The organism is Streptomyces sp. bgisy159 (assembly GCF_057707805.1).
Genome location: NZ_JBYIQX010000022.1, coordinates 58644 through 85037, shown reverse-complemented (window position 1 = coordinate 85037; position 26394 = coordinate 58644). Strand labels below are relative to the sequence as shown.

Annotated in this window: 23 protein-coding genes; 4 read left to right on the top strand and 19 right to left on the bottom strand. The window is 73.1% G+C overall.

The annotated features are described in order from the left end of the window. Nucleotides 1-38 precede the first annotated feature (38 nt). On the top strand, nt 39-1511 hold the full coding sequence (locus AC3ET3_RS21600) for an MFS transporter (RefSeq protein ID WP_435612674.1): 1473 nt from the start codon (nt 39-41) through the stop codon (nt 1509-1511). Here the strand turns inward: AC3ET3_RS21600 and AC3ET3_RS21595 are convergent. From AC3ET3_RS21595 to AC3ET3_RS21545, 11 genes are all read right to left on the bottom strand, one after another. Then, nucleotides 1473-1832 carry an MmcQ/YjbR family DNA-binding protein gene (locus AC3ET3_RS21595; protein ID WP_432137483.1) on the bottom strand — a complete coding sequence of 120 codons (360 nt, stop codon included), beginning with the start codon at nt 1830-1832 and terminating at the stop codon, nt 1473-1475. The genes AC3ET3_RS21600 and AC3ET3_RS21595 overlap by 39 nt on opposite strands. Beyond that, nucleotides 1829-3136: a hemolysin family protein gene (locus tag AC3ET3_RS21590; RefSeq protein ID WP_432137482.1), complete on the bottom strand. Its 1308-nt coding sequence runs from the start codon at nt 3134-3136 to the stop codon at nt 1829-1831. Before AC3ET3_RS21590 ends, AC3ET3_RS21595 begins: the two co-directional genes overlap by 4 nt. Then, complete coding sequence (gene ybeY, locus AC3ET3_RS21585; RefSeq protein WP_432137481.1) at nt 3133-3630, bottom strand: rRNA maturation RNase YbeY; 498 nt, start codon at nt 3628-3630, stop codon at nt 3133-3135. The genes AC3ET3_RS21590 and ybeY overlap by 4 nt, the downstream gene beginning before the upstream one ends. Nucleotides 3631-3645: 15 nt before the next feature. Further along, complete coding sequence (locus AC3ET3_RS21580) at nt 3646-4719, bottom strand: PhoH family protein (protein ID WP_432137480.1); 1074 nt, start codon at nt 4717-4719, stop codon at nt 3646-3648. A gap of 133 nt (nt 4720-4852) precedes the next feature. Beyond that, complete coding sequence (locus AC3ET3_RS21575; RefSeq protein ID WP_432137479.1) at nt 4853-6016, bottom strand: carbohydrate kinase family protein; 1164 nt, start codon at nt 6014-6016, stop codon at nt 4853-4855. A 284-nt stretch (nt 6017-6300) separates the two neighbouring features. Then, nucleotides 6301-7596 (bottom strand): glucarate dehydratase family protein, encoded by a 1296-nt coding sequence (locus tag AC3ET3_RS21570; protein ID WP_435612673.1) that lies wholly within the window; start codon nt 7594-7596, stop codon nt 6301-6303. Between the two features lie 93 nt (nt 7597-7689). Next, entirely contained in the window at nt 7690-8679 is a 990-nt protein-coding gene (locus tag AC3ET3_RS21565; RefSeq protein WP_432137477.1) for an adenosine deaminase, read from the bottom strand. 20 nt (nt 8680-8699) lie between these two features. After that, complete coding sequence (locus tag AC3ET3_RS21560; RefSeq protein WP_432137476.1) at nt 8700-9605, bottom strand: ribonuclease Z; 906 nt, start codon at nt 9603-9605, stop codon at nt 8700-8702. Between the two features lie 5 nt (nt 9606-9610). Further along, nucleotides 9611-9964, bottom strand: a complete 354-nt coding sequence (locus AC3ET3_RS21555; protein ID WP_432137475.1) for a histidine triad nucleotide-binding protein — start codon at nt 9962-9964, stop codon at nt 9611-9613. A gap of 115 nt (nt 9965-10079) precedes the next feature. Next, nucleotides 10080-13280 carry a S41 family peptidase gene (locus AC3ET3_RS21550; RefSeq protein WP_435612672.1) on the bottom strand — a complete coding sequence of 1067 codons (3201 nt, stop codon included), beginning with the start codon at nt 13278-13280 and terminating at the stop codon, nt 10080-10082. An 82-nt stretch (nt 13281-13362) separates the two neighbouring features. Then, entirely contained in the window at nt 13363-13902 is a 540-nt protein-coding gene (locus AC3ET3_RS21545; RefSeq protein ID WP_432137473.1) for a hypothetical protein, read from the bottom strand. Nucleotides 13903-14002: 100 nt separating this feature from the next. On the opposite strand from AC3ET3_RS21545, the gene AC3ET3_RS21540 reads away from it, so the two are divergent. Next, nucleotides 14003-14395: a hypothetical protein gene (locus AC3ET3_RS21540; RefSeq protein ID WP_435612671.1), complete on the top strand. Its 393-nt coding sequence runs from the start codon at nt 14003-14005 to the stop codon at nt 14393-14395. A 217-nt stretch (nt 14396-14612) separates the two neighbouring features. Here AC3ET3_RS21540 and AC3ET3_RS21535 read toward each other — a convergent pair whose 3' ends face one another. The 4 genes from AC3ET3_RS21535 to hrcA all read right to left on the bottom strand — a co-directional run bounded on the left by AC3ET3_RS21535 (nt 14613) and on the right by hrcA (nt 18666). Beyond that, nucleotides 14613-15362 carry a 16S rRNA (uracil(1498)-N(3))-methyltransferase gene (locus AC3ET3_RS21535; RefSeq protein WP_432157136.1) on the bottom strand — a complete coding sequence of 250 codons (750 nt, stop codon included), beginning with the start codon at nt 15360-15362 and terminating at the stop codon, nt 14613-14615. Then, complete coding sequence (locus AC3ET3_RS21530; RefSeq protein ID WP_435612670.1) at nt 15359-16435, bottom strand: nitronate monooxygenase; 1077 nt, start codon at nt 16433-16435, stop codon at nt 15359-15361. The genes AC3ET3_RS21535 and AC3ET3_RS21530 overlap by 4 nt, the downstream gene beginning before the upstream one ends. Nucleotides 16436-16512: 77 nt before the next feature. Beyond that, nucleotides 16513-17649 carry a molecular chaperone DnaJ gene (dnaJ, locus tag AC3ET3_RS21525; RefSeq protein WP_432137469.1) on the bottom strand — a complete coding sequence of 379 codons (1137 nt, stop codon included), beginning with the start codon at nt 17647-17649 and terminating at the stop codon, nt 16513-16515. Next, a complete protein-coding gene (gene hrcA, locus AC3ET3_RS21520; protein ID WP_432137468.1) occupies nt 17650-18666 on the bottom strand; it encodes a heat-inducible transcriptional repressor HrcA in 1017 nt (338 codons plus the stop codon). It abuts the gene before it with no gap. 154 nt (nt 18667-18820) lie between these two features. Between hrcA and AC3ET3_RS21515 the strand changes: the two genes are divergently transcribed. Together AC3ET3_RS21515 and AC3ET3_RS21510 are read left to right on the top strand one after the other, a co-directional pair. Next, nucleotides 18821-19540 (top strand): MBL fold metallo-hydrolase, encoded by a 720-nt coding sequence (locus AC3ET3_RS21515; RefSeq protein WP_432137467.1) that lies wholly within the window; start codon nt 18821-18823, stop codon nt 19538-19540. Between the two features lie 34 nt (nt 19541-19574). Next, nucleotides 19575-20399, top strand: coding sequence for a DUF3097 domain-containing protein (locus AC3ET3_RS21510; protein ID WP_432137466.1), 825 nt, complete (start codon nt 19575-19577; stop codon nt 20397-20399). On the opposite strand, the gene AC3ET3_RS21505 is transcribed toward AC3ET3_RS21510, so the two are convergent. From AC3ET3_RS21505 to AC3ET3_RS21490, 4 genes are all read right to left on the bottom strand, one after another. Next, complete coding sequence (locus tag AC3ET3_RS21505; RefSeq protein ID WP_432137465.1) at nt 20368-20946, bottom strand: Uma2 family endonuclease; 579 nt, start codon at nt 20944-20946, stop codon at nt 20368-20370. The two genes, AC3ET3_RS21510 and AC3ET3_RS21505, sit on opposite strands and share 32 nt — an antisense overlap. A 100-nt stretch (nt 20947-21046) precedes the next feature. Beyond that, the gene (gene hemW / locus AC3ET3_RS21500; RefSeq protein ID WP_432137464.1) at nt 21047-22279 is read right to left on the bottom strand and encodes a radical SAM family heme chaperone HemW; all 1233 of its coding nucleotides are present in this window, start codon (nt 22277-22279) and stop codon (nt 21047-21049) included. Between the two features lie 27 nt (nt 22280-22306). Then, nucleotides 22307-24253, bottom strand: a complete 1947-nt coding sequence (locus tag AC3ET3_RS21495) for a SpoIIE family protein phosphatase (protein WP_435612669.1) — start codon at nt 24251-24253, stop codon at nt 22307-22309. A gap of 164 nt (nt 24254-24417) precedes the next feature. Then, a complete protein-coding gene (locus tag AC3ET3_RS21490) occupies nt 24418-26292 on the bottom strand; it encodes an AMP-dependent synthetase/ligase (protein ID WP_432137462.1) in 1875 nt (624 codons plus the stop codon). Between the last annotated feature and the right edge of the window lie 102 nt (nt 26293-26394).

Below are 26394 nucleotides of genomic sequence, written 5' to 3'. Positions count from 1 at the left end.
ACTCCCCTGGATTGTTCCGGCCGCCGCAGGCTTCCCGCATGGCGATCGACACCCGACCCACCGACCCCCGACACCCCGACTCCTCCTCCCCGTTGTCCCCCTCGTCCGACACCCCCCGGCTGTCGACGCGCGACAGGCTCGTCCTGTTCGTCCTGTGCGCGGCCCAGTTCATGGTCGCGCTGGACTTCTCCGTCCTGACCGTGGCACTGCCCGCCCTCGGCACCGACCTCGGCATGTCCACCTCGGCGCTGCAGTGGGCGGTCACCGCGTTCGCGCTGCCCTCCGGCGGCTTCCTGCTGCTCTTCGGCCGCATCGGCGACCTGTTCGGCCGCCGCCGGCTCTTCCTCACCGGGCTGGCGCTGTTCGGCGCGGCCTCCCTGCTGGCCACCCTCGCCTGGGACCCGGCGTCCTTCCTGACCGGACGAGCCCTGCAGGGACTCGGCGCGGCGGCGATCGTGCCGACCGGAATGTCCCTGCTGACCACGACGTTCGCCGAGGGCCCCGCCCGGGACCGCGCGCTCGGCATCTCCGGCACACTGCTCTCCCTGGGCTTCACCATCGGCATGATCGCGGGCGGCGTCCTGACCGACGCGCTCGGGTGGCGCTCCACCATGGGCCTGCTGACCCTGTGCACCGTGCTCGTCCTGCCGCTCGCGCCCGGCCTGCTGCCGGAGTCCCGCACCCCGGAGCGGCCCCGCCTGGACGTACCCGGCGCGGTCACCGTCACCGGCGGACTGCTCTCCCTGATCTACGCCCTGTCGACGGCCGCCGACCACGGCTTCGCCCGCCCCGACGTGATCGTCACGCTGATCGCCGGCCTCGCCCTGCTGACCGCGTTCGCCGTCGTGGAGTCCCGCAGCGCGGCCCCGCTGGTCTCCCTGCCGATGCTGCGCCGCCGCACGGTGGCGTGGGGCAACCTGGGCGGCCTGGTCACCTTCTCCATGATGTCCACGGTGGTCTTCGTCCTCACCCTGTACCTGCAGGAGGTCCTCGACCTGTCCGCGTTCCGGACCGGTCTCGTCTTCGGTGTGCAGGGCCTGCTCTCGGCGGTCGCCGGCACCTTCGCCCCGAAGGTCATCGGCCGCCTCGGCGCCCGCCGCACCCTGGTCGCCTCCCTGACCGGCCAGGGCCTGCTGATCGCCACCCTGCTGGGCCTTGACGAGGGCGGCCGGTCGGTGTGGCTGGCCACCGCCGCCGTCGCGCTGGCCAGCATGTGCCACCTCGGTGCGATCATCTCCTACGGGCTGACCGTGACCTCCGGCGTCCCGGACGAGGAGCAGGGCCTGGCCACCGGCCTGGTCACCTCCACCCAGCAGGTCGGCATCACCGTCGGCATCCCGCTGCTCGGCGTGCTCGCGACCACGTCCGACAGCCTGCTGGCGGGCGTGCACCTGGTGCTGGCGCTGGACGCGGCGATCGTCCTGGCGGCGGCGGTCCTGGTGGGCCTCGGCCTGCGCACCCGCCGCACGGCCTCAGGAGCGGTCGAGACGGAGCCGCTCGGCTCGCGGTAGACCGGCCACGACCAGGTCGTACGAGTCCTCCACGAGCTCCCGGACCAGCCGGTCCGGGAGCTCGCCGTCGGCCACGACGGTGTTCCAGTGCCGCTTGTTCATGTGGTAGCCGGGGGTGATCAGCCCCTCGTGCTCACCGCGCAGCCGGACCGCGTCCTCCGGGTCGCACTTGAGGTTGACCGTCAGGGGCCGCGCGTCCAGCCGGCTCAGCGCGAACATCTTGCCCAGGACCTTGAAGACCGAGGCCTCCGGGCTGAACGGGAAATCCTCCACCGCCTCGTTGAAGGACAGACACAGGGCGCGCAACTCCTGAGGGGTCATTCCGGACCGGACTCCTTCCCCGGGGCCACCACCGGCTCGGCCGGCTCCACCAGCACCGTCACGATCTTGTTCCGGCGGCCGGCCGCCGCCTCGGCGGTCAGCCGCAGCGCCCGCCCGTCCGGCAGCTCCACCAGCGAGGACGCCCCGGCGATGGGCACCCGGCCGAGCGCCTTGGCGAGGAGGCCGCCGACGGTCTCCACGTCCTCGTCGTCGTACTCCTCCAGCCCGTACAGCTCACCCAGGTCGGTGATGTCGAGGCGGGCGGTGACCCGGAACCGGTCCTCGCCCAGCTCCTCCACCGGCGGCAGCTCACGGTCGTACTCGTCGGTGATCTCGCCGACGATCTCCTCCAGGATGTCCTCGATGGTGACGATCCCGGCGGTGCCGCCGTACTCGTCGATCACGACGGCGACGTGGTTGCGCTCCTGCTGCATCTCGCGCAGCAGGTCGCCCGCGTTCTTGGTGTCGGGCACGAACGTCGCCGGCCGCATCGCCGTCGACACCAGCTCGCTCTCCGCGTCCCGGCTGATGTGCGTCTTGCGGGCCAGGTCCTTCAGGTAGACGATCCCGACGACGTCGTCCTCGCTCTCCCCGGTCACCGGGATCCGCGAGAAACCCGAGCGCAGTGCCAGGGTGAGCGCCTGCCGGATCGTCTTGTAGCGCTCGATGACCACGAGGTCGGTGCGCGGCACCATGACCTCCCGCACCAGGGTGTCGCCCAGCTCGAACACCGAGTGCACCATGCGGCGCTCCTCGTCCTCGATCAGCGACTCGGCCTCCGCCAGGTCGACCATCGCCCGCAGCTCCGCCTCCGAGGCGAACGGACCGCGCCGGAAGCCCCGGCCCGGGGTGAGCGCGTTGCCGATGAGGATCAGCAGCGACGGGATGGGGCCCATCACCCGGGCCAGCGGCAGCAGGACGTACGCCGCCGCCGTGGCCGTGTTCAGCGGGTGCTGGCGGCCGATGGTGCGCGGGGACACCCCGACGGCGACGTACGACACCAGCACCATCACGCCGATCGCGGCGAGCAGGGCCTGCCAGGTGCCGTCGATGTCCTCCAGGCACATGTAGGTGACGAGCGAGGCCGCCGCCATCTCGCAGGCCACGCGCACCAGCAGGGCCACGTTGAGATAGCGGGTCGGGTCGGCGGCGACCTGGGCGAGCCGGGCGCTGCCGCGCCGCCCCGTCCGCACGGCCTCGGCGGCCCGGAAGCTGGACACCCGGGCGATGCCGGCCTCCGCGCACGCGGCGAGCCACGCGACGACGACCAGGGCGGTCGCGCCGAGCACGAGTTGCGGGGTCATGACACAGTGGGCGCCGGGGACGGGCCGGTCAGGCCCCTCTCCGCCCGCCAGCCGTCCACGATGGCCGCCTGCAGACCGAACATCTCGGCCTTCTCGTCGGGCTCCTCGTGGTCGTACCCCAGCAGGTGCAGCACGCCGTGGACGGTGAGCAGTTGCAGCTCCTCGTCCATGGAGTGCCGGGTCGGCGCGTCCTCGCCCTGCTTGGCGGCCACCTCCGGGCAGAGCACGATGTCACCGAGGAGGCCCTGCGGGGGCTCGTCGTCGTCCTTGGACGGCGGGCGCAGCTCGTCCATCGGGAAGGACATGACGTCCGTGGGCCCCGGCAGGTCCATCCACTGGATGTGCAGCTGCTCCATGGCGTCGGCGTCCACCACGATCACCGAGAGTTCGGACAGCGGGTGGATGCGCATCCGTGCGAGCGCGTAGCGGGCGATGTCGAGGATCGCCTGCTCGTCGACCTCGGTGCCGGACTCGTTGTTGACGTCGATCGACATGGTCGTGCGTGCTCTCTACTTCCCCTTGTGCCCGGCCCTGCCGCCCCGGCCGCCCTGGTGGGTGCCGTTCTGAGTGCCGTGCTTGTCGTCGTACTTCTCGTACGCGTCGACGATACGGCCCACCAGCTTGTGCCGTACGACGTCGTGCGACGAGAGCCGGGAGAAGTGGACGTCGTCCAGGCCCTCCAGGATCTCCTGCACCTGCCGCAGACCGCTCTTGGTGCCGCCGGGCAGGTCGACCTGGGTCACGTCACCGGTGATCACGATCTTCGAGTCGAAGCCGAGCCGGGTGAGGAACATCTTCATCTGCTCGGGCGAGGTGTTCTGCGCCTCGTCGAGGATGATGAAGGCGTCATTCAAGGTACGGCCCCGCATATATGCCAGCGGCGCCACCTCGATCGTGCCCGCCGCCATCAGCCGGGGGATCGAGTCCGGGTCGATCATGTCGTGCAGGGCGTCGTACAGGGGGCGCAGGTACGGGTCGATCTTCTCGTACAGCGTGCCGGGCAGGAAGCCGAGGCGTTCGCCGGCCTCGACCGCCGGGCGGGTGAGGATGATGCGGTTGACCTGCTTGGACTGCAGGGCCTGGACGGCCTTGGCCATGGCCAGGTAGGTCTTGCCGGTGCCGGCGGGGCCGATGCCGAAGACGATGGTGTGCTTGTCGATGGCGTCGACGTAGCGCTTCTGGTTGAGCGTCTTCGGGCGGATGGTGCGGCCCCGCGAGGACAGGATGTTCTGCGTCAGTACCTCGGCCGGGGTCTCCTGGCCGTCGCTCGTCCCTGCCTCGCTCGCCTTCAGCATGGCGATCGAGCGTTCCACTGCGTCCTCCGTCATCGGCTGCCCGGTGCGGAGCACGAGCATCATCTCGTCGAACACGCGCTGGATCAGGGCGACTTCCGCCGGGTCGCCGACCGCGCTGATCTCATTGCCCCGGACGTGGATGTCGGCCGCCGGGAAGGCCTTCTCGATCACGCGCAGGAGGGAGTCGCCGGATCCCAGCACGGTCACCATGGGGTGCTGGGCGGGAACGGTGATCTGGGCTCTCGCCGGTTCCTGCGCGGGGGTCTGAGCTGTGGGTGTCTGAGTCATAGGCCGGCCCCAAGGGCCTCTACGTCCTCCCGGATGCGTCTCGCCTGCCACGAGGGCGGCCTGGCGACTTCCAGAGTACGTCAGGGCGCCGACAGGACCGTAGGGCTTTTCCGACCGCACGCCGCCCCGGCCCTCACGCCGACCTGCGGAACCCGATGGTCGGCACCGCCCGCCGCAGTGGCCAGGGGCGGGCCTGTGCGCGGGCCGGGAGCAGGGCGTCCAGGAAGGCGTAGCGGTGCAGGGCCTGCGGGTCCTGGCCCTCGACCGACTGGACCCTGCGCCACCAGGCGGCGATCTCCGACCAGCCGGGGGCGGAGAGCGAGCCGCCGAACTCCTGGACGGACAGGGCCGCCGTCAGCCCGGCGAAGGCCAGCCGGTCGGCGAGCGGCCAGCCGGCCAGGGTGCCGGTGACGAAGCCGGCGACGAAGACGTCCCCGGCGCCGGTCGGGTCCAGCGCCTCCACGGCGATGGCGGGTACCTCGGCACTCTCGCCGGTGCGCCGGTCCACGGCGTAGGCGCCCTCCGCGCCGAGGGTGACGACGGCGAGCGGTACGTGGTCGGTGAGGGCGTGGGCGGCGCGGCGCGGGCAGTCGGTGCGGGTGTAGCGCATGGCCTCCTCGGCGTTCGGCAGGAACGCCTCGCAGTGCTTGAGGTCGGGCAGCGCGGCCAGGTCCCAGGCGCCGGTGTCGTCCCAGCCGACGTCGCCGAAGATCCTGGTGCCCTTGGCGGCGGCCTGCCCGATCCAGGGCGCGCCGGTGCCGGGGGCGAGGGAGGCGACGGCGGCGCGGGCGGCGGGCGGGCAGTCGGGGGCGGGTTCCTCGGGGGGCGGCTCGTGGCCGTGGGAGACCATGGTGCGCTCGCCCTCGTAGGCCATCGACACGGTCACCGGCGAGTGCCAGCCGGGCACGGTGCGGGACGGGGAGAGGTCGATGCCCTCGCCCTGTTCGAGCGCGTCCCAGCAGTAGTCGCCGTAGTGGTCGTCGCCGAAGGCGGCGGCGAGGCAGGTGCGCAGGCCGAGGCGGGCGAGTGCGCTGGCCATGTTGGCGACGCCGCCGGGGCTGGAGCCCATGCCGCGTGCCCAGGACTCGGTGCCGCGCACGGGGGCCGAGTCCAGGCCGGTGAAGATGATGTCCAGGAAGACGGTGCCGGTGAGGTACACGTCCCAGGGCGGGTCGTCGGGTCCGCGCAGGGCGGCCAGGGGGTCGAGCGGGGCGGGGTCCCGGGTCGGTCGCTGCTCTCCGGTGGACGGCGCGGGTGTCTCTCCGGTGGACGCGACGGGCGCGGTGGACGCGGTCACGGCGGTGCTCCCTGAGGTGGTGCTGACCCGGCCAGTGTGCACCAGATCACGACCGTCCCGGGCGACTCTCGCCTTCACCGCAGCTCGTGAGGGGTGCGCGGCTCACGCCGCGCGCCCCGGCGGGCGGGGGGTGTCAGACGCGGTCGGGCGGGCGGTGCGGGCCGTCCGGGAGTCCACCCGGCCGGGGTCGCCGGGGCGGACCACGCCGCCCTGTCCGACGGCGCTCATGACGCCGGCTGGTCCGCCCGCGACGCGGTGATCCGCTCGTCGGTCCGGTCCAGCGCCTACCAGCGCGGCATGACCGGCGTCACCCAGCCCGGTTCGGCCACCCGCATCGCGGCCGCGTCGTCCCGGTCGCGCAGCGCCCCGTCGTCGGCCAGCCAGCGCCGGTGCAGAAGGTCCAGCCGGTCGCGGTCGAGTTCGACACCGAGGCCGGGCCGGTCGGAGACGGCCACCCGGCCGTCCTGGAAGGCGAGGCGCTCGGTGAGGACGTCCTCGGACTGCCAGGGGTAGTGGGAGTCGCAGGCGTGGTGCAGGTGCGGCACGGTGGACGCCACGTGGGTCATGGCGGCGAGCGAGATCCCGAGGTGGGTGTTGGAGTGCATGGACACTCCGACTCCGAAGGTCCGGCAGATCGCGGCGAGTTGCCGGGTGTTGGACAGACCGCCCCAGTAGTGGTGGTCGGAGAGGACGACCTGTACGGCCCCGCGGGTGAAGGCCTCCGGGATCTCCGCGAACGTGGTCACGCACATGTTGGTGGCCAGCGGCACGTGGGTCCGGGCGGCGACCTCCGCCATGGCCGGGGTGCCGAGCGTGGGGTCCTCCAGGTATTCGAGGACGTCGGCGAGTTCCCCGGCGACCCGCAGCGAGGTCTCCACCGACCAGGCGCCGTTGGGGTCCAGGCGCAGGGGGTGGCCGGGGAACGCCTCGGCCAGCGCCCGTACGGCGGCGATCTCCTCGGCGGGCGGGAAGACGCCGCCCTTGAGCTTGAACGACGTGAAGCCGTACACCTCCTTGAACCGGCGGGCCAGCGCGACGATGCCGGCGGGGTCGAGGGCGGCGCCCCAGTCGTCCGTCTCGGCGGTGACGCCCTCGGGGTGGGCGGCCCACTTGTAGAACAGGTAGGCGCTGTACTCGACGGTGTCGCGCACCTTGCCGCCGAGCAGCGCGTGCACGGGGCGGCCGAGCGCCTTGCCGAGGGCGTCGAGGCAGGCGACCTCGAAGGCGGATGCGACGGACAGCCGCAGTTTGTCGGCGGTCTGGACGCCGCGCAGTCCGCCGACGTCGACGGCGTCGGCCACCCGTGAGGAGTCGACGGCGACCTCGTCGGCGAGCAGGAGCAGGCTGTTCAGCTCGTCGACCCGGCGTCCGACGGCCTTCTCGGCGAACGGCCGGGCCAGTTCCAGGTACTTGGTGTCCCCGTAGGTCTCCCCGAGGCCGGTGGTGCCGTCGGCGGTGACCACCTCCACGATCAGCCGGGGGGTGTACGGCTGGTGCACGCCCTGGGTGTTCAGCAGGGGCGGGTCGGCGACGAGGATCGGCGTCAACCGCACTTCGCTGATGGTCAGGTCACGGGTCATGCCGTCTCCCCATATAGACGTCGTCCATATATGAGTATGGCGATCTCGTCGCCGCGACGGAACCCCCGGGCCGGCCGGCGTGGGGGGGTGTGGTCAGAACCGGTGGGCCGCCACCTCCGCGAGGTACCGCGCCCGCCGCTCCTCGTCGTCGTCCAGGAAGGCGGCGAGGAAGGAGTTGCGGGCCAGTTCGCGCAGCCGCTCCTCGTCGAGCCCCAGGGTGCGGTGCACGGCGTCGAAGGTGTCGCCGACGTAGCCGCCGAAGTAGGCGGGGTCGTCGGAGTTCACCGTGCACAGCAGACCCGCGTCGAGCATGGCGGGCAGCGGGTGGCCGGCGAGCGTGTCGACGGCGCGCAGCCGGACGTTGGACAGCGGGCACACCGTCAGCGGGACGCGCTCGCGCACCAGCCGGTCCACCAGCGCCGGGTCCTCCAGGCAGCGCAGGCCGTGGTCGATCCGCTCGACGCCGAGCACGTCCAGGGCCTCGGTGATGTACTGCGGGGGTCCCTCCTCCCCGGCGTGCGCCACGCGCCGCAGCCCGAGCGCGGCCGCCGCCTCGTACACCGCGCGGAACTTCGCCGGCGGGTGCCCGACCTCGGCGGAGTCGAGGCCGACCCCGGTGATCCGGTCGAGGTACGGCCGGGCGGCGTCCAGGGTGGCGAGCGCCGATTCGGCCGGCTGGTCGCGCAGGAAGCACATGATGAGCCGGGTGGAGACCCCGTGGTTCTCCTCGCTGCGGCCCAGCGCCCGCCACAGCCCCTCGACGACCGTGCCGAGGCCGACGCCGCGCTGGGTGTGGGCCTGCGGGTCGAAGAAGATCTCCGCGTGCCGGACGCCCTGTTCGGCGGCGCGGGCCAGGTAGGCGTCGGCGAGGTCGGCGAAGTCCCGCTCGGTGCGCAGCACGGTCATCAGCTCGTAGTACAGGTCCAGGAAGGACTGGAGGTCGTCGAAGTCGTAGGCGCGGCGCACGGCGTCGGTGTCGGCGTACGGCAGCGTCACCCCGTTGCGCTCGGCCAGGGTGAACGCCAGCTCGGGCTCCAGGGTGCCTTCGATATGGAGGTGCAGTTCCGCTTTGGGTAGGACCATCAACGCATCGTACGGCCGTTTCACCTGCGTTTCGGAACCGGCACCCGGAGCAGATCGCGCGCCACGGTCAGCTCGCCCTCGAACCCGGCGGCCCGGGCCTGCCGCTCGAACTCCTCGGGCTCGGAGTAGCGCTGGCTGAAGTGGGTGAGCACCAGGTGCCGTACGCCCGCGTCGCGGGCCGCGGCGGCCGCCTGACCGGCGGTCAGATGGCCGTGCTCCACGGCGAGGTCGGTGTCCTCGTCGAGGAAGGTGGACTCGATGACCAGCATGTCGCAGCCCTCGGCGAGGGCGTGCACCCCGTCGCACAGCCGGGTGTCCATGACGAACGCGAACCGCTGTCCGCGCCGGGTCTCGCTGACGGCCTCCAGGGGGACCCCGCCCAGCGAGCCCTCGCGCTGGATACGGCCCACGTCGGGGCCCTGGATGCCGTGCGCGGCGAGCCGGTCGGGCAGCATCCGGCGGCCGTCGGGCTCGACCAGCCGGTAGCCGTAGCTTTCGACGGGGTGGGAGAGCCGGTGCGCTTCGAGGGTGTAGGCGCCCGTCTCGGCGATCACGCCGTCGGCGGCAACCGGGGCCTCGGTGACCCCGACGGTCTCCCGGTAGGCGGTGGCGTACCGCAGCCGGTCGAAGAAACGCTGCCCCGAGCGGGGGTAGTGGGCGGTGACCGGGTGCGGGACCTGGTCGAGGTTGACGCGCTGGATGACGCCGGCCAGGCCCAGGCTGTGGTCGCCGTGGAAGTGGGTGACGCAGATCCGGTTCAGGTCGTGCGCGGCCACCCCGGCGCGCACCATCTGGCGCTGGGTGCCCTCGCCCGGGTCGAACAGGATGCCCTCGCCGTCCCAGCGCAACAGGTAGCCGTTGTGGTTGCGGTGCCGGGTGGGGACCTGGCTGGCGGTGCCGAGGACGACGAGTTCGCGGACGGACATCGCGGTTATCCGGGGGGCCAGTTCAGGCCACGGCCGCCGAGGACGTGGGCATGGGCGTGCCAGACGGTCTGGCCTGCGCCGGCGCCGGTGTTGAAGACGACGCGGTAGCTCTCCAGCTTGTCCTCGTCGGCCACGGCCTGCGTCTCGCGCAGGACGTCGGCGGCGAGTTCCGGTGCGGCGGCGGCGAGGGCGGCGGCGTCCCGGTGGTGGGCCTTCGGGATCACCAGGACGTGGGTGGGCGCCTGCGGGTTGATGTCCCGGAAGGCGACGGTCGTCTCGGTCTCCCGCACGATCGTCGCCGGGATGTGTCCCGCCACGATCCTGCAGAACAGGCAGTCGTCCTGCGGCTCCCCTGCCATACGTTTCCTCCGGTGGGTTCAGCGGAATATGGGGCATCGTATCGTCGCCGGTCCCGGCCGACCGCCGCCGCTCGCGCGGTTCCCCGCGCCCCGGGGCGGGCCGGCCCGGCCGCGGTCAGGGCAGGGCCGGGGGTACTTTCGCGGGGTGCTCGTCGAGCGCCGCCAGTGCAAGGCGGACGGCCTCGTCGAGCTGCGCATCCGTGCCGGCCGCGTGGTCCTGGGGCCGCTGGACCACCTCGACGTCCGGGTCCACCCCGTGGTTCTCGACGCCCCAGCCGTAACCCTCCAGCCAGATGGGGTACTTGGGCTGGGTCACCAGCGTCCCGTCCACGAGCCGGTACCGGCTGTCGATCCCGATCGTCCCGCCCCAGGTCCGCGTCCCGACCACCGGGCCGATGCCGAGCGCCTTGATCGCCGCGTTGACGATGTCGCCGTCCGACCCGGAGAACTCGTTGGCGACCGCGACGACGGGCCCGCGCGGAGCGTCCTCCGGATAGCTGAACGGCCGCATCCCGCGCGGCACGTCCCAGCCGATGATCCGCCGGGCCAGCTTCTCGACGACGAGCTGCGAGGTGTGCCCGCCGCGGTTCTCGCGGACGTCGACGACCAGGCCCTCCCGGGCCACCTCGACGCGCAGGTCGCGGTGGATCTGCGCCCACCCGAACGCCTGCATGTCCGGCACGTGCAGATAGCCCAGCCGGCCCGCCGACCGCTCGTGCACATGGGCCCGCCGGTCCGCGACCCACGCGTGGTAGCGCAGCGCCTCCTCGTCCGCGAGCGGTACGACGACCGCGTGCCGGAGCTCGCCCCCGCCGGCCGGGGAGACCGTCAGCTCGACCGCCTTGCCCGCCGTACCGACGAGGAGCGGTCCGGGCCCGGTCACGGGGTCGACCGGACGCCCCCCTACGGCGACGATCGCGTCACCGGTCCGCACCGCGACGCCGGGTGCGGTGAGCGGGGAGCGGGCCTGCGGGTCGGAGGTCTCCGAGGGCAGGATCCGGTCGATGCGCCAGGTGCCGTCCTCGTGGCGGGAGAGGTCCGCGCCGAGCAGCCCCTGCCGGGGTCCGCCGCCGTACCCGCCGCCGGGCATCACGTAGGCGTGGGAGGTGCCCAGCTCGCCGTGCACCTCCCACAGCAGGTCGACCAGGTCGTGGTGGGTGGCGACCCGGTCCAGCACCGGCCGGTAGCGGTCGAGGACGCCGTCCCAGTCGACACCGCCGAGGTCGGCGCGCCAGAAGTTGTCCCGCATGATGCGGCCGTTCTCGTCGAACATCTGCCGCCACTCGGCGGCCGGGTCGAGGGTCTGCCGGATCCGTCCGAGGTCGACGCTGAGGTTGGAGTCGCTGTCCTCGTCGCCGGAGGCGCGCCGGTCGCTGGGGACGACCTTGAGCTTGTCGTCGGTCCACAGCAGCAGCCGCTTGCCGTCGCCGCTGACCTCGAAGTCGTCGGCGTCACCGGCGAGATGCTCGACGCGCTGCTGGAGGAGGTCGTAGCGCTGCAGCTCGGTGTCCGGGCCGGGGTCCTCGGGGGTGGCCCGGGAGGCGCCGAGGACGCCGCTGACGGGGTGGCGCAGCCAGAGCACACCGTCCTTGGCGGCGCGCAGCCCGGAGTAGCGCCCGGCCTCCACCGGGAACGGCACTATGCGCTCGGCGAGCCCCTCCAGGTCGATCCTGGTGGTCCGGGTGCCCTCGCTGTCCGGGGTCTCGTCCTTGTCGGGCGCGTCCACGGGCCGCCCGTGGCGCTGCGGCCCGAACGGGGACGGCGTGGTGGCGGCCAGGGTGATCAGGTGGGGACGGGCGGCGACGACGAAGGACAGGTCGAAGGCGTGCTGGTCGTAGACCGGGTCGAAGGCGCGGGTGGACAGGAAGGCGAGGTGTTTGCCGTCGAGGGTGAAGGCGGGCGCGTAGTCGCGGAAGCGCAGCGGGGTGGCCTCGGTGACCGACAGGTCGGTGGTGTTGGCCAGCTTGAGCTGGCTGAGCGGGCGCGGCCCGGGGTGGGACCAGGCCAGCCACGCCGAGTCGGGTGAGAAGACCAGGTCGCTCACGTCGCCGTCCTCGCTGCGGTCGACCTCACGGACCTCGCCGGTCTCCCGTTCGACGAGGAGGAGCCGTCCGTCGTGCGCGGCGACGGCGGCCCGGCTGCCGTCGGGTGCCATGGCCAGCTCCAGCACCCGGCCGAGGCGTCCGGCGCCCAGCCGGCGCGGAGTGGCGCCGGGGGCGAGGCCGGTGGCCGGCGCGAACTCCAGGGCGTCCTCGCCCTCGGCGTCCGTCACCCACACGGCCCACTCCTCGCCGTCGGCGCGGAAGGTGCGTGGCAGCCGGGCCCGTACGCCGGGCTCGGCGGCGAGCGCGCGGGCGGGCCCGTTGCGGTGGGTGACCCAGTGGACGGCGCCGCGCACCTCGACGGCGCTGCCCCGCGCGGTGTGGTCGGGGGCGGCGCCGCCCAGCCAGCGGGCGGCGGTGATCTGGCGGGGGCGGCGGTCGACGCGCTGTCCGCCGAGCCGGATGTCGAGCCGGCGCGGCTCGGCGCCGTCGAGGTCGTCGAGGATCCACAGCTCACCGGCCGAGCAGTAGACGACCCGGGTGCCGTCGCCGGCCGCGTGGCGGGCGTAGAAGCCTCCCCCGAGGGGGGTGTGGCGGCGCAGGTCGGAGCCGTCGGCGAGGGAGGAGTACAGGGCGCCGGTGCCCTCGTGGTCGGAGAGGAACGCCAGGCGGTCGCCGGCCCACACCGGGCACTCCAGGTTGCCGTCCAGGTCCTCGTGCAGCCGGACGAACTCGCCGGTGCCGTCCCGGTCGATCCACAACTTGCCGGCCATGCCGCCCCGGTAGCGCTTCCAGTGGGCGGCCTCCCGGCTGGCCGCGGACTGCAGCACGGTGTGCGGACCGTAGGCGATGTCGCCGACCGGCCCGTACGGCAGCGTGGTGGCGGGTCCACCGTCCAGCGGGACGGCGCGCGCCCAGCTGCGGCGCAGCGTCGCCTGGTCGTGGGTGCTGAGCGCGAGGACGTGGCCGTCGGGGGTCCAGCCGCGCACCCGGGTGTACCAACTGCCCCAGTGCGTCAGGCGGGTGGAGGGCCCGCCGTCGACGGGGGCGATGTGCACCTCGGGGCCGCCGTCGCGGGTGGAGGCCCAGGCGACGGTGGCGCCGTCGGGCGAGATACGGGGGCTCGACACGGGGACGTTGTCGGCGCTGACCCGCCAGGCGCGACCGCCGTCGAGCGGCGCGAGCCACACGTCGTCCTCGGCGGTGAAGGTCACCAAGTCGCCGTGCGGGTGGGGGAACCGGAGGTATGCGGCGGTCGTCGAGGACTGTGTCACCCGATCAACCCTATGCACCCGTCCGGCCTTCGGACAGGGGTTTCGATCACTTGGCGCGGCAGCGTGGTGGCCGCCGGGCCGGTCACTTGCCCTGGACGGGGCAGCGCGGATCACCCGGGCACCACACGGTGGTGGTGACGGTGACGGTGGGACGCCCCGGGTCGTTCGGCCGCCCGGTGCCCGGGGGTTCGACCGGGGAGGGGCTGCGGGAGCCGCAGTCGCCGAGACCGCTCACCTTGAACAGCTGCCGGTCGCCCACCTCGGCGGTGAGGTCACCGCGCACACAGGCCCCGTCGACGGCACGGGTGACCCGTCCCTTGACGGTGATGTCCTTGCCGTCGCCGGTCCGGCCCTCGCAGTCCACGGAGGCGATGCCCCGCTCGCCGGCCGAAGCCGTCGCGTCCCCGCCGTCGCCGTACCGCGCGGTGCAGGTCAACCACTGCACCTTCACGTGGTGTTGCTCGATCTCGTGGGTGGCGGCCCGGTCGGTGGTGTACGCCACGGAGGCCGCGCCGAGCCCGCCGCCCGGCTCACAGGCGACGGCCCCGCCGACGCCCAGCACCACCACACCCGCCGCGCCGGCCAGCCGTACCCCGCGCGTCCGTCTGCGAAGCGCCCTCATGCACGGCAGCCTGCCACGGGTGTTCCCGGCCCGGAAGACGACATGCGGCCACGCGCCGCGACGCGGAAGGGACTTTCCCGCCAGGCCCTAGCGTGGCCCCATGCGGAAGAAGAGCAGTCTGCGCCGGCTCACCGTGGCCCCGGACACCGTCTGTCTGTGGTCGCTGCGCCACCGGCACACCGACGGTGAGGCCTGCCGGGACGTACTCACGCTGATCCTGGACGGAGTGCGCACCCGGCTGGTGTTCGTCACCGGTGAGGGGCGGGCGGTGGGCGGGGGGTATCTGCCGTCGGGCCTCGCGGTGGACGAGGAGGGGCGGTACCTCAATCTCCATGAGCCTGGCGTCGTCGCGGCGTTCGTCGACGAGGCGGCCCGGCGCGGGCTGCTCGCCGAGGGCGGGGCGTACGACGGCTGGGAGTTGTTCGAGGCAGTCGCGGTCAGCCGCGCGGCACCCCCTCCCGCGGTTCCGCCGGATTCCCCTGCGGGTCGCTGAGGCCGGGCGCGGCGCGCGCGGCCGGTCGTTGAGGCCGGGCGCCGCGTGCGCGGCCCGTCGTTGACGGGCGACGCGCACCCGACCGTCGGCGGAGCCGCGCGGCAGGGGCACAGCGGGCGGTGGCCCCGGCAGGCGGTGGCCCCGGCGGGGCAGGGGTCCCGGCGGACGGTGGTCCCCGCACGGCAGGGGCCCCGGCACGGCAGAGGTCCGCGCCGGTTCAGGACCAGCGTCCGGTGCGGCCGAGCAGCAGGGCGGCGGCGGCCGTGCCGGCCGTCGAGGTGCGCAGGACGCTGGGGCCCAGCCGGTACGGGTGGGCCCCGGCCTGGGCGAACAGCGCCAGCTCCTCCGGCGCGACACCCCCTTCGGGCCCGACGACCAGCACGATGTCGCCGTCGGCGGGCAGTGCGGCGGTCGCCAGGGGCTGCTCGCCGCTCTCGTGCAGGACGGCGGCGAAGTCCGCGTCGGCGAGCAGCGCCGCGACCTGCTTGGTGGTGGCCGCGTCGGCGACCTCGGGAAAGCGCACCCGGCGTGCCTGCTTGCCCGCCTCGCGGGCGGTGGCCCGCCACTTCCCGAGCGCCTTCAGCCCGCGCTCGCCCTTCCACTGGGTGATGCAGCGCGAGGCGGCCCACGGCACGATGGCGTCGACGCCGACCTCGGTCATGGTCTCGACGGCGAGTTCGCCGCGGTCGCCCTTGGGCAGGGCCTGGACGACGGTGAGCCGGGGCCGCGGCGGCGGCTCCTCGTCGATGCTCGCCAGGTCCATGACGACCAGGCGGTCCTTGCCCTCGGCGGCCTTGACGACACCCTGCGCCCAGTGGCCCTGCCCGTCGGTGAGAACGACGTCCTCGCCGGGCCTGAGCCGCTTGACGGAGACGGCGTGCCGCCCCTCGGGCCCGTCGAGGACGTACTCCCCTCCGGGCAGGTCCGACGGGCGCAGGGTCTCGACCACGAAGACGGGTGCCGTCATCGTTCCTCCTCGTAGTACGACAACGCTGTCCGGGCCGCGGCGAGTTCGTCCGCCAGCACCTCGACCAGCCGCCCGGCGGGCAGGTCGCGGGCCATCCGGTGGCCCTGGCCCGCCCACAGCGCCATGCCCTGCGGGTCGTCCGCCTTGGCGGCGGCCTTCCGCAGCGGCGCGGTGAGGTGGTGGACCTCCGGGTAGGCGGCGGGCGCGTACGGGCCGTGCTCGCGCACGAACCGGTTGACCAGGGAGCGCGCCAGGCGCCCGGAGAAGGCCCGGGTCAGTTCGGTCCGGGTGAACAGGGGGTTGGTCAGCGCCTGCTTGTGCGCCGGGGCGGCGCCGGACTCGGGGGTGGCGAGGAACGCGGTGCCCAGCTGGGCGGCGCTCGCGCCGGCGGCGAGGACGGCGGCGATCTGGCTGCCCCGCATGATGCCGCCGGCGGCGACGAGGGGCAGCCGGACGGTCTCCCGGACCTGGGCGAGCAGGGCGAGCAGCCCGATGCCGGCGCCGTCGTTCTCGGGGAGGTCCCGGTGGGTGCCCTGGTGGCCGCCGGCCTCCACGCCCTGCACGATCACCGCGTCGGCGCCGGCCCGCTCCACGGCGAGGGCCTCCTCGGCGGTGGTGGCGCTCACCAGGGTGACGGTGCCGGCGCGGCGCAGCGCGGCCAGCGCCTCGGGGCTCGGCACGCCGAAGTGGAAGGAGGCCACCGGCACCGGGTCGTCGAGCAGGACGGCCAGCTTGGCGTCGTAGCCGTCGTCCCGTCCGCTGTCCGGGTCGCCCAGCCCGGTCTCGTACCAGCCGGCCTCGCCGGCGAGCTGGTGGGCGTAGAGCTCCAGTGACCCGGTCTCGGCGAACTCCGGCTGGGGCACGAAGAGGTTCACGCCGAAGGGCCTGCCGGTGAGTCCTCGCAGCCGCTTGATCTCCTGGTACATGCCGTCGGCCGTCTTGTACCCGGCCGCCAGGAACCCCAGTCCGCCCGCCTCACTGACAGCGGCGGCGAGCGGAGGCACGGAGACACCGCCCGCCATCGGTGCCTGCACGATCGGCAGGGGGAACAGATCGGTCAGTGCGGAGGACATGACGGCATGTTGTCACGTCCTCCGGACAACACCGAACCCGGGCTTCCGATGGCGTGGTCCACTGGTCGCGAGCCGCCTCAGCGGCCGTTGAAGGCGTCCTTCAGCCGCGAGAACAGCCCCTGCTGACCGGGCTGGAACTGCCCCTGGGGGCGTTCCTCGCCGCGCAGTTTCGCCAGTTCGCGCAGCAGGCGCTCCTGCTCGGGGTCGAGCTTGGTCGGGGTCTGCACCTCGACGTGGACGATGAGGTCGCCGCGCCCGCCGCCCCGCAGATGGGTGACGCCCCGGTTGTGCAGCGGGATCGACTGGCCGGACTGGGTGCCGGGCCGGATGTCGACCTCCTCCATGCCGTCCAGGGTCTCCAGCGGCACCTTGGTGCCGAGGGCGGCCGCGGTCATCGGGATGGTCACCGTGCAGTGCAGATCGTCGCCGCGCCGCTGGAAGGTCGAGTGGGGCAGCTCGTGGATCTCGACGTACAGGTCGCCGGCGGGACCGCCGCCGGGGCCGACCTCGCCCTCGCCGGCCAGCTGGATCCGGGTGCCGTTGTCGACACCGGCCGGGATCTTGACCGTGAGGGTGCGGCGGGAGCGTACCCGGCCGTCGCCCGCGCACTCGGGGCACGGCGTCGGCACGACGGTGCCGAAGCCCTGGCACTGGGGGCAGGGGCGGGAGGTCATGACCTGGCCCAGGAAGGACCGGGTCACCTGGGACACCTCGCCGCGGCCGCGGCACATGTCACACGTCTGGGCGGAGGTGCCGGGCGCCGCGCCCTCGCCGCTGCACGTGGTGCAGACGATCGCCGTGTCGACCTGGATGTCCTTGGTGGTGCCGAAGGCCGCCTCGTCGAGGTCGACCTCCAGCCGGATCATCGCGTCCTGGCCGCGCCGCGTCCGCGACCTCGGGCCGCGCTGCGACGCCGTGCCGAAGAACGCGTCCATGATGTCCGAGAAGTTGCCGAAGCCGCCGGCGCCGAAGCCGCCCGCGCCGCCTCCGCCGGCCTGCGAGAGCGGGTCGCCGCCGAGGTCGTAGACCTGCTTCTTCTGCGGGTCCGAGAGCACCTCGTAGGCGGCGTTGATCTCCTTGAACCGCTCCTGGGTCTTCGGATCGGGGTTGACGTCCGGATGCAGCTCGCGAGCGAGCCGCCGGAACGCCTTCTTGATCTCATCCTGCGACGCGTCGCGGCGCACGCCGAGAACGGCGTAGTAGTCCGTGGCCACTTACGACTCCGCCAGGATCTGTCCGACGTACCGTGCCACTGCGCGTACCGCTCCCATCGTTCCCGGGTAGTCCATGCGGGTCGGTCCGACCACGCCGAGCTTGGCAACCGCCTCGCCGCCCGAACCGTAGCCCACCGACACCACCGAGGTGGAGTTGAGTCCCTCGTAGGCGTTCTCGTGCCCGATGCGCACGGTCATGCCCGAATCCCCCGCCTCGCCCAGCAGCTTCAGGAGGACGACCTGCTCCTCCAGCGCTTCCAGGACGGGTCGGATGGTGAGGGGAAAGTCATGTCCGAAGCGGGTCAGATTGGCGGTTCCGCCGATCATCAGCCGCTCTTCGTTCTCCTCGACGAGGGTCTCCAGCAGGGTGGAGAGCACCGCCGAGACAGTGCTGCGGTCCTCCGCCTCGAAGGCGTCGGGCAGGTCCTCCACGAGACGCGGCACGTCCGTGAAGCGGCGGCCGGCGACCCGGCTGTTCAGCCGCGCCCGCAGATCCGCCAGGGACGCCTCGCCGAACGGCGCCGGGCAGTCGATCACCCGCTGCTCGACCCGGCCGGTGTCGGTGATGAGGACCAGCATCAGCCGTGCGGGGGCCAGCGCCAGCAGTTCCACGTGCCGCACCGTGGACCGGCTGAGCGACGGGTACTGCACGACGGCGACCTGCCGGGTCAGCTGCGCGAGCAGCCGCACGGTGCGCGCCACGACGTCGTCGAGGTCGACGGCGCCGTCGAGGAAGTTCTGGATCGCCCGCCGCTCGGGACCGGTCATCGGCTTGACGCCGGCCAATTTGTCGACGAACAGCCGGTAGCCCTTGTCGGTGGGGATCCGCCCGGCGCTGGTGTGCGGCTGGGCGATGTACCCCTCGTCCTCCAGGGCGGCCATGTCGTTGCGGACCGTGGCCGGGGAGACGCCGAGGTTGTGGCGCTCGGTCAGCGCCTTGGAACCGACCGGCTCCTCGGTGCCCACGTAGTCCTGGACGATGGCACGCAGCACCTGGAGCCTTCGTTCACTCAGCATCGCGCGCACACCTCCAGCGGTCGCTGTCCCTTGACGTCTCGCCTGGCACTCTTCGCGGGTGAGTGCCAGCGTTCCCCGGCCCAGTGTACGGCGGTGGGGTGCGCACTGGGCAAGGTCGGTCCCCTCGTACGGGTCTTACGGATAGCGTCCCGGTATGACGGTGACTTGGGAAGAGCTGGGCTGGGAACGCCTCGCGGCCGGGGTGGGGCGGTGCCGGCTCCCGGTCTGGGACTGCACGGCGGGGCTGGTCGTCGGGGCGGACGCGGCGCTGCTGATCGACCCGGGGGCCAGCCTGGCCGAGGGGGCGCGGCTGCGGTACGAGGCGGAGGAACTCGCCGGCCGTCGTGTGACCCATATCGCGCTGACGCACCCCCACTTCGATCATGTGCTCGGGGCGGCCGCGTTCGCGGGCGCGGAGGTGTTCGGGGCGGTCGGGGTGGACGCGGTGCTGGCGCACGCCGAGGAACTGCGCTCGGACGCGGTGCGGCAGGGGCTGGACCCGGCGCTGGCCGAGGAGGCCGCCGACGCCGTGGTCCGGCCCCGGCATCTGGTGTCCGGCGAGTGGACGCTGGGCCTGGGGGGCGACTGCCAGGTGCTGCTGGCGAACGTGGGGCCCGGGCACACCGCGCACGACCTGGCGGTGCTGGTCCCCGGCGAGCGGGAGGTGGTGTTCTGCGGCGACCTGGTCGAGGAGTCCGGTGAGCCGCAGGCCGGGCCGGACGCGCTGCCGGGGCAGTGGCCGGCCGCGCTGGACCGGCTGCTGAAACTGGGCGGTGAGGACGCGGTGTACGTGCCGGGTCACGGGGCGGTGGTGGACGCGGCGTTCGTCCGGGCGCAGCGGGACGCGCTCGCGACTCGTTTCGGCGTGTCCTGAGCGCCGGCCGCCGGCTTCTCCTATCGTCGTCCGAATGCGCCAGTACGCCTCCGATCTCACTCCCCCGTGGAAGAAGCAGCAGCCCGTCCCCGAGGTCCCGGCGGAGCCGGGCCTGGTGGTGGAGGAGCCCGGGACCGGTTTCTGCGGCGCGGTGATCCGCTGCGAGGCGGGCACGGTGACCCTGGAGGACCGCTTCGGCAAGCACCGGGTGTTCCCACTGGAGCCACGCGGGTTCCTGCTGGAGGGGCGGGCGGTGACGCTCGTGCGGCCGCCGTCCGCGGCGCCGGCCCGTCCCGCCCGCACCGCGTCCGGCTCGGTGGCCGTCCCCGGCGCCCGCGCCCGGGTGGCCCGCGCCGGCCGCATCTACGTGGAGGGGCGCCACGACGCCGAGCTGGTCGAGAAGGTGTGGGGCGATGACCTGCGCGTCGAGGGCGTGGTCGTGGAGTACCTGGAGGGCGTGGACGACCTCCCGTCGATCGTGGCCGAGTTCGCCCCCGGCCCGGACGCCCGCCTCGGTGTGCTGGTGGACCACTTGGTGCCGGGTTCGAAGGAGTGGCGCATCGCGCGGTCGGTGACGAGCGAGCACGCGCTGGTGGTGGGCCACCCGTACATCGACATCTGGGAGGCGGTGAAGCCGTCGGCCGTGGGGATCCCGGGCTGGCCGAAGGTGCCGCACGGCCAGGACTGGAAGACGGGGGTGTGCCGGGCGCTGGGGTGGCCGTCCGGCAACACGGGCGCGGTGTGGCAGGCGATCCTGAAGAGGGTCGGCTCCTACAAGGACCTGGAGCCGGAGCTGCTGGGGAGGGTGGAGGAACTGATCGACTTCGTCACGGCAGCCGGTGACGCCGAACCCCGGTGAAGGTTCCGAACTCGCTCGTGTCCAGTTCCACACCGAGCAGTTCGAGCAACACGGGGTCACCGAACTTCGTGATCCACTGCCCGCGATAGTCGGCTTGATCTCCGTCGCCGATGGGGTCGGTGAGGAGAACGCAGTGAGCCATGATCGGGTCGATGATCAGGTAGGCAGGGATTCTGCCTGCTGCGTAGATAGATCGCTTGATCCCGTAGTCCCGGTCGACGCTCGTCTTCGAGACCACCTCGACCACCAATGTGACCATCTGGGACGGCACGAGGTTCCCTGAGTCCGGAGCCACACCACGTTCCAGTACCACGAGGTCCGGAATGGGCTCGCTGGCCTCGTCGATGATGTCCAGGTCCGTCGTCTGGAGTCGTTCCCAGGGCTTGCGCGGAATCTGGTCCTGCACGTCCGCCACGATCCGGTTGTGCACCAGATCGAGAGCAGCCATCATCACGATTTCCCCCCGGAGAAGCTCGACCCTGACGCCCTCGGGAGGCTCAAGCTCCTCGAAGTACTTGGTCATCCCACGCTCGTCCACAGCGGTCATCTCCGTGGCCCTCCACATCCGCCGCGTACTTTTGGCGGCAGCCTACGAACCAGGTTAGGGATCGAACCGGCGCTCCGCACTGATTCACTCACCCGAGTGATCAGTCCACGAGGTCCCGTACCACCGCGTCCGCCAGCAGCCGCCCCCGCAGGGTCAGCACGGCCCGCCCCTCCTCGTACGGACCGCTCTCCAGCAGCCCTTCGTCCAGTGCCCGCCGCGCGGCCGCGAGGCCCGCCTCGCGCAGCAGGTCCAGCGGGGCTCCCTCCCGCAGCCGCAGTTCCAGCAGGACGCGTTCGACGCGGCGGTCCTCCGCCGAGAGCAGTTCGCGGCCCGCCCCGGGCGACCGTCCGGCGGCCAGCGCCGCCGCGTACGCCCCCGGGTGCTTCACGTTCCACCAGCGCACCCCGCCCACGTGCGAGTGCGCGCCGGGGCCCGCGCCCCACCAGTCGGCGCCGCGCCAGTACAGCTCGTTGTGGAGGCAGCGGGCCGGTTCGGAGGTGGCCCAGTTGGAGACCTCGTACCAGTCGTAGCCCGCCGCCGACAGCACGGACTCCGCGAGCAGATAGCGGTCGGCGTGGACGTCGTCGTCGGTCGCCGGTATCTCGCCGCGCCGGATCCGTCGGGCCAGCTGGGTGCCCTCCTCGACGATCAGCGCGTACGCCGAGATGTGGTCCGGGCCGGCGCCGAGCGCCGCCTCCAGAGACTCCCGCCAGTCGTCGTCGCTCTCCCCCGGGGTGCCGTAGATCAGGTCGAGATTGACGTGCTCGAAACCCGCCGCCCGCGCCTCCACGACGCATGCCTCGGGCCGCCCCGGCGTGTGCGTGCGGTCGAGCACCCGCAGCACGTGCCGCTTGGCGCTCTGCATGCCGAAGGAGACGCGGTTGAAGCCGCCCTCGCGGAGCGCGGCCAGGTACGACGGGTCGACCGACTCGGGGTTCGCCTCCGTGGTGATCTCCGCGTCGGGCGCCAGGCCGAACTCCTCGCGGATCGCCCCCAGCATCCGCACGAGGTCGCCGGCGGCCAGCAGCGTCGGCGTCCCGCCGCCCACGAACACCGTGCGGACCTCGCGCGGGTCGTCGCCGAGGACCTTGCGGGCGAGGCGGACCTCGTCGATCAGGGTGTCGGCGTAGTTGTCCCGGGAGGCGAGGACACCGCCGGTACCGCGCAGCTCGGTCGCGGTGTAGGTGTTGAAGTCGCAGTAGCCGCAGCGGGTCGCGCAGTACGGGACGTGCAGGTAGAAGCCGAGAGGCCGGTCGGCGGACCCGGCGAGCGCGGTCGCGGGCAGCGCGCCGTCGGCGGGGACGGGCTCGCCGTCGGGGAGTGCGGAGGGCATGCGTTCCATTGTCCCGCACGCGGCCGGCTACCGGGTCGCGGGCGTCCGCTCGGCCTGGAGCACCAGCAGGGCGAGGTCGTCCTCCGGCGGGCGCCGCCCGAAGTCGTGCACCAGGCTCCGGATCCGCTCGGCGATCCGGTCGGCGTCGAGGCCCGCGCAGGCGGCGAGCGCGTGGGCGAGGCCGTCGCCGTCGTCGAACTGACGCGAGCCGCAGCGCCGCTCGGTGACGCCGTCGGTGACGCACAGCAGGCTGTCGCCGGGCCGCAGCAGCACGCTCTCGCTGGTGTACGTCACGTCCTCGACGACGCCGAGCAGGGTCTGCGGCCGGGCCGCGGTACGGACCTCGCCGTCCGGCCCGAGGATCAGCGGCAGGGGGTGGCCGGCGGAGGCGAGGGTGCAGCGGACGCCGCCGTCCGCGAACGGCACGAGTTCGCCGTACAGCAGCGACAGGAAGCGCGTCTGCGGCCCGTCCTCGGGGCCGGCGGGGCCGACGAACGCCCGGGCCGCCGCGTCCGCCGCCTCGGTCGCGTCGTCGAGGAGCAACTGGTTGAGGCGGTCGAGGACGTCGGCGACGCGGTAGCCCTCGCGGGCCAGCAGCCGCAGCCAGGGCCGGGCCAGGCCGATCACCACGGCGGCCTCGGGGCCCTTGCCCTGGACGTCGCCGACCGCGAAGCACCAGCGGCCGTCGCCGGCCGGGAACAGGTCGTAGAAGTCGCCGCTGGGCCCGCCCCGCTCGCACGGCTCGTAGACGAGCGCGCTGCGCACCCCGGGGATCTCGGCGACCGCGCCGGGCAGCAGGCCGCGCTGCAGGACGGCGCTGATGGTGGCCTGCCGGGCGTACTGGCGGGCGGCGCCGACGGCGAGCGCGACCCGGCGGCCGAGGTCCTCGACGAGCCCGGTGACCTCGTCGGGGAAGCGCAGCAGTCCGGCCCGCCCGATGACCAGCGTGCCCAGCGGCCGGCCGCCCGCGATCAGCCGGTACGACAGTGCCGCGCCACGCGCGCCGAGCGCCTCGCCGGGCCACGGGTAGGTGTCCGGGCCGGAGCGGGGCGGCTCGGTGAGCGGCGGCGGGTCCTTCTCCAGGGCGCGGCGCAGCTCCTCCAGGTGGCGTTCGTCGCCGTGCCAGACGCGGGCCAGGCGCTGCCAGTCGGCGCCGGCCGCCTCGCCCCAGGAGACGCGCCCGGGCACCTCGTCCTCCAGCCAGACCGCGCACCAGTCGGCCAGGCGCGGAACCAGGAGCTGACCGGTGAGCGAGGCGACCAGGTCCTCGTCGAGCTGCCCGGCGAGCAGGTCGGACGCCTCGGCGAGGAAGGACAGCGCTCCCCGGTTGAGCCACTCCCGGTCCCGTCCGGAGGCGGGCGGCTCGGCAACGGGCGTACCGGGGCCGGCGAGGCCGAGGGGGTCCGGGTCGGGTGCCAGGCCGGCCAGGGGATCGTCGTCCGGGGGTTCCTCGCCGGCGTGCCCGGCGACCAGCCGCGCCCACACCGTCTTGACGCCCGAGCGGTAGGTGACGCCCCAGGACTCGGTGAGCAGGGTGATCAGCCGCAGCCCGCGCCCGTACTCCGGTGCCTCGCGGCGTGGGGTGCTCCAGGGATGCGCGGGGTCGCTCTGGCGCGGGGTGCGCGCCGGGTGGTGGTCGGACACCTCCACCACCAGGGCGCGCGCCTCACCGGTCGCGGTCCCGTCGCTCTCCTCGACGCGGCAGCCGACCTCGATGTCCGTTCCGGCGTGCACGACGGCGTTGGTGACCAGTTCGCTGACGACCAGCACCGCGTCCTCCGCGAGCTGCTCCGGGACCGTCAGCCCGAGCCCGGCCCACTCCCGCAGCGCGTCGGTCAGCAGGCCGCGGGCGGCCCCCGGCGCGAGCGAGCTGCCGGGGAGCGCCGTGCGCGCCGTCCAGGATCCGCGGGCGTGCGCGACGGACGGCTCCCCGGCGTGGGACCCGCTCTCCCGCTGGGTCGGTACGGCCCCCATGGACGGCTCCCCGGAACGGCTGGATCGACAACGCCTCGAACAGCCGCCAGGGTGACAGACCGAACCCGTTCCTAAGCACCGAGTTACAGAAGTAGACCGAAGTCGAACGTTTCGCCGCCGGGTCCGTCCGGAACTCCGAGGGCCTGTGCGCGAAAGAACCGGCCCTACGCCTCGCGCGACCCCTCGTACATCTCGTCGATCAGGTGCTTGTACTCCCGCTCCACGACGGGCCGCTTCAGCTTCAGGCTCGGGGTGATCTCACCGTGCTCCACGTCGAGGTCCCGCGGCAGCAGCCGGAACTTCTTGATCGTCTGCCAGCGCTGGAGTCCCTGGTTGAGGTGGTCCACGTATCCCTGGACGAGGGCGACCGTCTCCGGGGCGGCGACGACCTCCGCGTACGCCTTGCCCGCCATCCCGTTCTCCTCGGCCCACGCCAGGATGGCGATCTCGTCCAGCGCGATCAGGGCCGTGCAGAAGTTCCGGTCGGCGCCGTGCACCAGGATGTTGGAGACGTACGGGCACACCGCCTTGAACTGCCCCTCCACCTCGGCGGGCGCGATGTACTTGCCGCCGGACGTCTTGATGAGGTCCTTCTTGCGGTCGGTGATGCGCAGGTACCCGTCGGGAGACAGCTCGCCGATGTCGCCCGTGTGGAACCAGCCGTCGGGCTCCAGCACCTCGGCGGTCTTGTCGGGCAGCTTGTGGTAGCCCTGCATGATGCCGGGGCCGCGCAGCAGGATCTCGCCGTCGTCCGCGATGCGCACCTCGGTGCCGGGCAGCGGCTTGCCGACCGTGCCGGTGCGGTAGGCCTCACCCGGGTTGACGAAGGAGGCGGCGGAGGACTCCGTGAGGCCGTAGCCCTCCAGGATGTGGATGCCGGCGCCGGAGAAGAAGTACCCGATCTCGGGGGCGAGCGCGGCGGAGCCCGAGATGCACGCGCGCAGCCGGCCGCCGAACGCCTCGCGGATCTTCGCGTAGACCAGCACGTCGGCGACCTTGTGCTTGGCTCCGAGGCCGAAGGGCACGGACATGGTGCCGGTGCGCCGGAAGGTGTCCTGCGCGACCTTGGCGTACTCGCGGGCGACCTCCGCGGCCCACTGGAAGATCTTGTACTTGGCCCCGCCTGCGCCCCGGGCCTTGGCGGCGACCCCGTTGTACACCTTCTCGAAGATGCGCGGGACGGCCGCCATGTAGGTCGGCTGGACGACCGGCAGATTCTCGATGATCTTGTCGACCCGGCCGTCGACGGCGGTGACGTGCCCGACCTCGATCTGGCCGGAGGTGAGGACCTTGCCGAAGACGTGGGCGAGCGGCAGCCACAGGTACTGCACGTCGTCCGGTCCGAGCAGGCCGGTGGCGGCGATCGCCTTCGCCATGTACGACCAGTTGTCGTGCGGCAGGCGCACGCCCTTGGGGCGGCCGGTGGTGCCGGAGGTGTAGATGAGGGTGGCGAGCTGCTCGGAGGTGAGCGCCCCGACCCGCTCCTTGATCAGCTCGGGTTCCGTCGCCAGCCGGGCGGCGCCGCGCTTCTCCAGCTCGTCCAGGCCGAGGATCCAGTCGCCGGTCTCCACGCCCTCGGAGTCGATGACGACCACGTGGGTGAGGTCGGGCAGCTCGCCGCGCTTGTCGACCGCCTTGGCGAGCTGGTCGGCGTTCTCGGCGATCAGCACCCGGCTCTCGGAGTCGGAGAGGATGAAGGCCGACTCCTCGGCGTTGGTCTGCGGGTAGATCGTGGTGGTGGCCGCGCCCGCGCACATGATGCCGAGGTCGACCAGGATCCACTCCAGACGCGTGGAGGAGGCCAGCGCGACGCGCTGCTCGGGCTCGATGCCGAGGTCGACGAGGCCGGCGGCGATGGCGTAGACCCGGTCGGCGGCCTGCGCCCAGCTGAGCGACTTCCACTCGTCGGGGCCTTCGCCGGAGGCCGCCGGCACCGGGTAGCGGTAGGCCTCGGCGTCCGGCGTGGCCGCCACCCGCTCCAGGAAGAGGCCCGCGACGGACGGCGGACGGTTCTCGATCAGGGTCTGTGTGTCGCTCACGACATCCTCCGGGGCCCGCGACGGTGCGGCTGGCTCAGTGCGGCTGGGTTCACTCACGGGTCGTTGTAGTGCGGTCACTCACGGCTCGATGCGTTCACGCAC